The organism is Jutongia hominis, from assembly GCF_014384965.1.
Taxonomy (GTDB): domain Bacteria; phylum Bacillota; class Clostridia; order Lachnospirales; family Lachnospiraceae; genus Butyribacter; species Butyribacter hominis.
The window spans coordinates 1-7,233 of sequence record NZ_JACRSW010000021.1; the positions used below are offsets into that span (position 1 = coordinate 1).

The 7,233-nt window shown below is 41.4% G+C and carries 4 protein-coding genes; all 4 read left to right on the forward strand.

The genetic code is table 11. The annotated features are described in order from the left end of the window. Positions 1-130: 130 nt before the first annotated feature. The gene (locus H8700_RS05465; RefSeq protein ID WP_334299644.1) at positions 131-973 is read left to right on the forward strand and encodes a hypothetical protein; all 843 of its coding nucleotides are present in this window, start codon (positions 131-133) and stop codon (positions 971-973) included. A gap of 91 nt (positions 974-1,064) precedes the next feature. Further along, the gene (locus H8700_RS05470) at positions 1,065-6,443 is read left to right on the forward strand and encodes a SpaA isopeptide-forming pilin-related protein (RefSeq protein WP_181974912.1); all 5,379 of its coding nucleotides are present in this window, start codon (positions 1,065-1,067) and stop codon (positions 6,441-6,443) included. Between the two features lie 69 nt (positions 6,444-6,512). Then, positions 6,513-6,860: a helix-turn-helix domain-containing protein gene (locus H8700_RS05475; protein WP_021894481.1), complete on the forward strand. Its 348-nt coding sequence runs from the start codon at positions 6,513-6,515 to the stop codon at positions 6,858-6,860. A gap of 14 nt (positions 6,861-6,874) precedes the next feature. After that, positions 6,875-7,233, forward strand: a 359-nt coding sequence (locus tag H8700_RS05480; RefSeq protein WP_249303217.1) for a DUF5688 family protein, incomplete at its 3' end; no start/stop codon positions are given.

A 7,233-nucleotide genomic window follows, 5' to 3' on the forward strand; every position in this document is an offset into this window, starting at 1 on the left:
ACAGAAGACTTATGCAGTATTTCTTTAAAATAAGAGAGCTGGTATAATGAAAGGAGTTTAAGATGCACAGAATACGGGACAGTCCTATGTGTCCCGTGCATTACAGATAAATAGTTCACCGCAAGGGTGGATGGCACGGAACACAAAGCCCGTCCCTCTTGCGGAGAAGGGATGGGTGATTACTATGAAGAAGATAAGGATTATCTTATTATCCGCAGTACTGGTCTTTTCAATGGCTGCCTGTAATGGTGGTAAGGAAAAGGCTGATAATAAGACAGAGAAACAGACGGAAAGTGTAAAGCCAACTGAAGAAGCAGAAATGGCAACGGAAGCTGTCACAGAGGTCGCAACCGAAGCTGGAAGTGAAGAGACAGAGAAAGATATTGCCGAGGTTAAAGATTCAGAAGAGAAGACGGATAAGGAAGATAACCAGTCTGCTGATAATGAAACTGCTTCAAAGCAGAAAGAAAAGTCAGAGCAGAATGACGAGTCGGAACAGAAAGCTCCTGCAAGTGGTAATAAGGAAGCTGGTGGAAATCAGAGTAATGCAGGTAATGGTGGTCAGACTACAGACATTCCGAAAGACAATGTGAGCAATCCAAAGCCTGCATCCGTGGCGTACAGTCCACAGAATGTTGTGTCACTTGCAACAGCAAAGTGTCAGGCAGGAGGGATGATTACCACACAGCAGAATTTACAGAATCATTTGAATGACGGCAGTATCACGCAGGAAGAGTACAATGAGTATTATCCTTACGATGGTATGGAAGGCTCTTATTATAGTGTGTTTGTAGAGACAGACCTCAACAAAGCAAGTACCATTGATGGACAGCGGTTATCATCTGAGGATGCAATTGCAGAATATATTGCAAGTATGTTACTTTTGGAAACAGATCCGGTATTCTACATCAGTTATGATGGAGTTTACACGACAGGCGGCACAAACTATTACGAGTTTCGATGTCACAGATAAATAAAAACGAATAGAAGCAGAAGGAAGAAAGATGTAAGCCATAAACTTATGTCTTTCTTTTTTTATGCGTAAATTAAGGAGGAAAGAGCACATGAAACAGAAACTAAAGCGTTTTATGGCAGGATTTATGGCTATGCTCACACTGGTTGGAACACTCTTTACGAATGGAACAACAGCATTTGCAGCCAGTCCGCAGGCAAATATTGCGTTCTGGAATGCGTCAGTCAAAAATTCCGGAGAAGTAAGTGAGCTGAAGCCCGGATATAATCATGGTAAGATTCTGTATTCAATTCTTGACGGAAATTCTGCATATTGTATGAATTTCGGATTAAGAGCAGATGGCGGTCAGCTTATGAACAGCTACGATGATGCGAGCACATCAATGTCAGCACAGCAGAGAAAGCTTTTAAGTTACTGCCTTTATTATGGGTTTAACAGTACACAAAAGGCGGCACCAAGCAATAGTCAGTGCAATGAGTATATCGCAACTCAGGCAATGGTATGGGTTATTGTAGCAGATATCTTTGGAACCGGAAGTGGTGATTCGGCAGCAAGAAAGCTCTGTAACACAGCACCAAGTCCTGATTCTTCATACAGCTATTATGAGAGACTCAGGGACAATATCAACAGTTCCTACAATGCAACGCTTCCAAGTTTTGCATCACGCAGAACCAGTGAGGCACCAACTTATGAATTAAAGTGGAATGAGGGAAGTCAGAGATTTGAAACAACATTATCTGACAGCAATGGTGTTTTATCGGATTTTGATTTTGGCATCAGCGGATATTCTGTTGATAAGAATGGCAACAGTATTACAATCTCTTCAACGAGCGTGAATACTACAGCTACAACAGGAACATTCACATCCAATGCTGGCAAGGTTGAGACAACATCAAGCTGTGTATTCTGGCTTACAGGAAAGAGCGGATATCAGGAGTTTATTTCTGAAAGACCGACAGCAGATCCTATCAAAGCATATATCAAGGTCAAGACAGAGAATATCGGATATGGTGAGCTTACAAAGACAGATGAGTCAAGCGGAGTGAAGCTTTCCGGTGCAGTCTATGGAATCTATTCTGACAGCGGATGCACAAACAGAATACAGACCATGACAACAGATGGAAACGGATATGCAAAGTCAGCTGCACTTGTCGCAGGTACTTATTATGTAAAAGAGATTACCGCACCAAAGGGATATGTCCTTTCCGGTAAAGTTCATACACTTACTGTAAAAGCAGGACAGACAACGGGAATCTCTGCAACAGATAAAGAGCAGCTTGGAGCAATCACAATCTATAAAGAGGGTGAGGTGCTTAGCTCATGGAATGGAAGTAACTTCACTTATGAGAAAAAGAAGCTTTCCGGAGCAGCATTTAAGGTAACTGCTGGAGCAGATATCTATAAGGCAGATGGTACAAAGGTGTATAGTGCTGGCGATGTTGTGGCAGAAAGCCTTACAACAGGAACTGACGGACAGGTGGTATTATCTGACCTTCATCTTGGAACTTATGTGGTAACTGAGATTAAGAGCATTGACGGGTATACAATCAATACCACACCTCAGACAGTAGCAGTTGAGTATAAGGACCAAACTGTGACAGTACAGTATGAATCAACTACGATTGAGAATACAAGACAGAAAGCCGATGTATCTGTCGTAAAGAAGGACTCTGACACAGAGAATCCTCTTGATGGTGGCAAGTACACACTTTATGCCGGAAATGACATCAAAAACTATGCCGGACAGGTTATTGTGACAAAGGGTACAGCTCTTGAGACAGTAACTACAGGTGAGGACGGAAAGGCAAGCTACAGCGTGGATCTGCCAATCTCTAACGGATATTATATCTCAGAGACACAGGCACCATACGCTTATATCAGAAACCAGTCTGATGTGTATAGTTTCAACTTCAATGTATTGCCTGAAACACAGGCAAAGGCATCATTCAGCCACACATTTAAGAATGACAGAACTACAGCTAAGATTCACATTTACAAGGTAGATAAGGAATCGGGCAAGGCAGTTCCACAGGGTGATGCAAGCCTTGAAGGAGCAGTTTATGGTCTTTATGCCAGAAACGATATCGTGCATCCGGACGGAGCAACAGGTGTTGTATTTAAAGCAGGGGACTTAGTTGCAACTCTTACAACAGATAAGAATGGCGAGGCAGAGGTAAATAACCTTTATCTTGGCAACTATTATGTGAAAGAAATCACACCATCAGAAGGCTATCTTCTTGATGAAGAGGAGCATGATGTAGTATGCGACTACGAGGGAGACTTAGTAGCAGAGGTATCAAGAAGTACAACTTCCGCAGAGCAGGTCATCAAGCAGCCATTCCAGCTTATCAAGGTATCGGACAATGGCGATGATACTGAAGCAGGACTTCTTGCAGGAGCAGAGTTTACAGCTTACTTAAAATCATCTTTACCTGTAAAGGAAGATGGAAGCTATGACTTTGATAAGGCAACTCCAGTAGTAATCGGTGAAAATGGAGCCACAACAATCACATCAGACGACAAAGGACATGCAGTATCCATTGCAATTCCTTATGGAACTTATGTGGTAGTAGAGTCAAAGACTCCGCATAACATGAAGACAATCAAGCCATTTGAGGTAAAAATCAGCGAGAACCATCCTGACAAGCCTCAGACATGGAGAGTATTCCTTGACAGGGAGTTTACTGCAAAGCTTCGTGTAATCAAGAAGGATTCCGATACAAAGCAGACAGTACTTGTACCAAATGCAGAGTTTAAGATCTTCAATATTGATAAGAATGAATATGTGAAGCAGTACACAACTTATCCGTCAAAGGTCGAGCATACTTCATTCTTTACTGACGATGATGGAGATTTAATCTTACCTGAAGCACTTAAAATCGGTAACTACCGTATTGAGGAAGTATCTGCACCATACGGATATGTTGTAAATGATAAGTATGTCAGCATCTCTGTTGATACTGATACAGCATTTGAAACAGATGGTGATACAAATGATGCAATCATTACTGTGGAATATTCCGATGCCCCTGCAGTCGGAGAAATGACTGTAGAAAAGAAGGGTGAGGTACTTGACGGATTCAAGGGTGGACTTCTTGCAAGCTCATATGAGAAAGAGTTTGTTTATAAGGAAGGCTCACTTGCCGGAGCAAAATTCAAAGTTTATGCTGCCGAGGATATTTACACAGCAGACAACCAGAAGGATGCAGACGGAAACCGCATTAAGTATTACAGCAAGGGAGACCTTGTGACAACTCTTACAACTGGCAAGGATGGAAAGGCAACAGCTAAGAATCTTCCTCTTGGACAGTACAGAGTTGTGGAAGTGGAAGCTCCATACGGATATGTATTAAATCCGAATGAGCAGAAAGTGACATTCACATATGTGGATGATAAGACACCTGTTATCAAGGAAAGCCTTACTTTCTCAGATGACAGACAGAAGCTTGATATGTCAGTGACTAAGCTTGATGCAGAAGATAACACACCGATTGCAGGTGCAGTATTTGGTCTTTATGCAGACGAGGATATCAAGAATGTAGATGGCAAGGTAATTATCGAGAAAGGCACACTTCTTGAGAAGACAACATCTGATGAGAATGGAAAGATTGCTTTTGTTAAGGATTATCCATTTGCAAAATATGTTGCAAGGGAGCTTGTAAAGCCTGCCGGATATGTGACAAATGAGGAAGCAGTAAACTTTGATACAAAATATCAGGGACAGGATGTTAAGACTGCTGTATATAACAGCAAGTATAAGAACACTCCTACAACCTTTGAGTTTACAAAGACAGATATCACAAGCGGTGCAGAGCTTACAGGTGCAACACTTACTGTACTTGATAAGGATGGAAATGTGGTAGACACATGGACATCTGATGCTAAGGAAGCACATGTAATCAAGAGACTTGTAGTTGGAGAGACTTACACTCTTCGTGAGGAATTTGCTCCTTACGGATACCTCAAGGCAACTGATATCCAGTTTACAGTAGAGGATACAGGCAAAGTGCAGCATGTAGAGATGAAGGATGAAGTACCTACAGGTTCCATTGTCATCAATAAGGATGGCGAATTTGTAACAGATACTACTCTTATGAAGGGTTACTGGTATGACTTTATCTTCAATTTCTTCAAGGACAGCCTTGCAGGAGTAACTTTTGATGTATATGCAAAAGAGGATATCGTAAGTGCTGACGGACTTGACACTGTATATCATAAGGCAGGAGACAAGGTGGCAACCATCGTGACAAATGATAAGGGTATCGCAAGAATTGATGACCTTCCACTTGGCAAGTATTATCTTGTTGAGACAAAGACCATTGATGGATTTGTATTAGATGATACACCGATTGAGGCAGACCTTTCCTATATCGACCAGAATACAAAGGTTGTTTTCGCAGGAATGGATGTGACAAATGAGCGTCAGAAAGTGCAGATTACTGTTACAAAGACTGATTCAGAGACAAAGAAAGAGCTTGAAGGTGCTGTATTTGGTTTGTATGCGAAAGAAGATATCGTAAATAAGGATGGAAAGGTTATTGTCAAAGCAGATACACAGATTGAGAGAGGTGTTACTGGAAAGGATGGCAAAGTAACATTTACCTCTGACCTTCCGCTTGGACAGTATTATGTCAAAGAGATTGAGGCACCAAAGGGCTATGTGAAGTCTGATAAGATTTTTGATGTGGATGCTTCATATCAGGGAGATAAGGTAAAGGTTATCGAGTTTAAGGCAGCATTTGAAAATGCACCGATCAAGGTAGAGATTTCAAAGACTGATATCACAGGCGAGAAAGAATTACCTGGAGCAAAGCTTTCAGTTATTGATGCTGATGGAAAGCTTGTTGAGAGCTGGACATCAGAGGCAGGAAAGACTCATATGATTGAGAGACTTCCTGTCGGAAAGTACACACTCAGAGAGGAATCTGCACCATATGGATATAAGGTGGCAAGTGATGTGACCTTTGAAGTAAAGGAGACAGCAGAAATCCAGAAGGTATCCATGAAGGATGAGCAGGCAGTCGGTAAGATTGTCATTGAGAAAACTGACAAAGTAACCGGAAAGCCAATCGAGGGTGTTGTATTTGAAGTAAGAGATAAGGACGGAAAGGTGCTTGATACACTCACTACTGACAAGAATGGTCATGCAGAGAGCAAGGAGCTTCCTATCTGTACTTACAACGAGGATGGAACTTTTAAGGAAGATATCCATTATACAGTAGTTGAGACAAAAGCAGCTGACGGATATATCCTTGATGAAACAGCCCATGATGTAACTCTTCGATATGATGACAATGCACCGGATGTTGTTGTAGCAACTCTTAAGCTTGTCAATGTACCGACAGAGCCTAAGCTTCCACAGACAGGCGACAATGCAAATCCGCTTCTTTATCTTGGAATTGGTGCACTTGCACTTATTACAGGTGTTGGAGTCGGACTTCGTGGAAGAAAGAAAAAGAATAAACAGTAATAATTAACCTTGCGGGGAATGTAAGCCAGTGACTTATGTTCTCCGCTTTTTTGATTTGGAGGACAAACAGTGGTAGGAGAAAGAATCAGATATTACAGAAAACGACAAAAAATGACACTCAGGGAACTGGGCGAGAAAAGTGGTTTTGAAAATAGAGGTGATGTAAGAATTGCCCAATACGAAAATGGTTCAAGAGTTCCAAAGACGGGAACGTTGAACAGGATTGCAAAGGCACTTGGTATTCCGCCAGAAGAATTATTCTGTGAGAACTGTAGAAAGTGCATGTTTCTCAAGAATTATTACAGAAAGAAAAGAAAATCTCATACCACTTTTGATATGGGAATCGAAGAAGACAACAGTTACAGAGAACACAATAATCCCGATGATGAGGGAATTTTATATGACAATTTAGATTAAGGAGGAACCGTAATATGATGAATTACGAGATTTTTAAGGAAGTAGTAAAAGAAAAGTTTATGGATTATATGCCTGAGAAATTCAAAGGAATGGAGCTTGTGGCAGAGCCAGTGGAAAAGGTGAATGTGACTCTTGATGGCATCATCTTAAGAGAAGAAGGCAGGAACATTTCGCCTACGATTTATATCAATGACATGTATAAGAAGTATCAGGACTGTGGTGATCTTGAGGAAACACTTATGGCTGCATGTGATTTTATGGAAAGGGCATATGAGCAGGCTCCGGTTGTTGATGTGGACAGCATTATGAAGGATGCTAACGAGAAGATTGTATTCCAGCTCATCAATACAGAGCAGAATAAGACATTTTTGGA

Bases quoted from the DNA above. Each gene is read 5' to 3' on its own strand.
- H8700_RS05470 (WP_181974912.1), top strand. From the start codon at position 1,065: ATGAAACAGAAACTAAAGCGTTTTATGGCAGGATTTATGGCTATGCTC.
- H8700_RS05465 (WP_334299644.1), top strand. From the start codon at position 131: ATGGCACGGAACACAAAGCCCGTCCCTCTTGCGGAGAAGGGATGGGTG.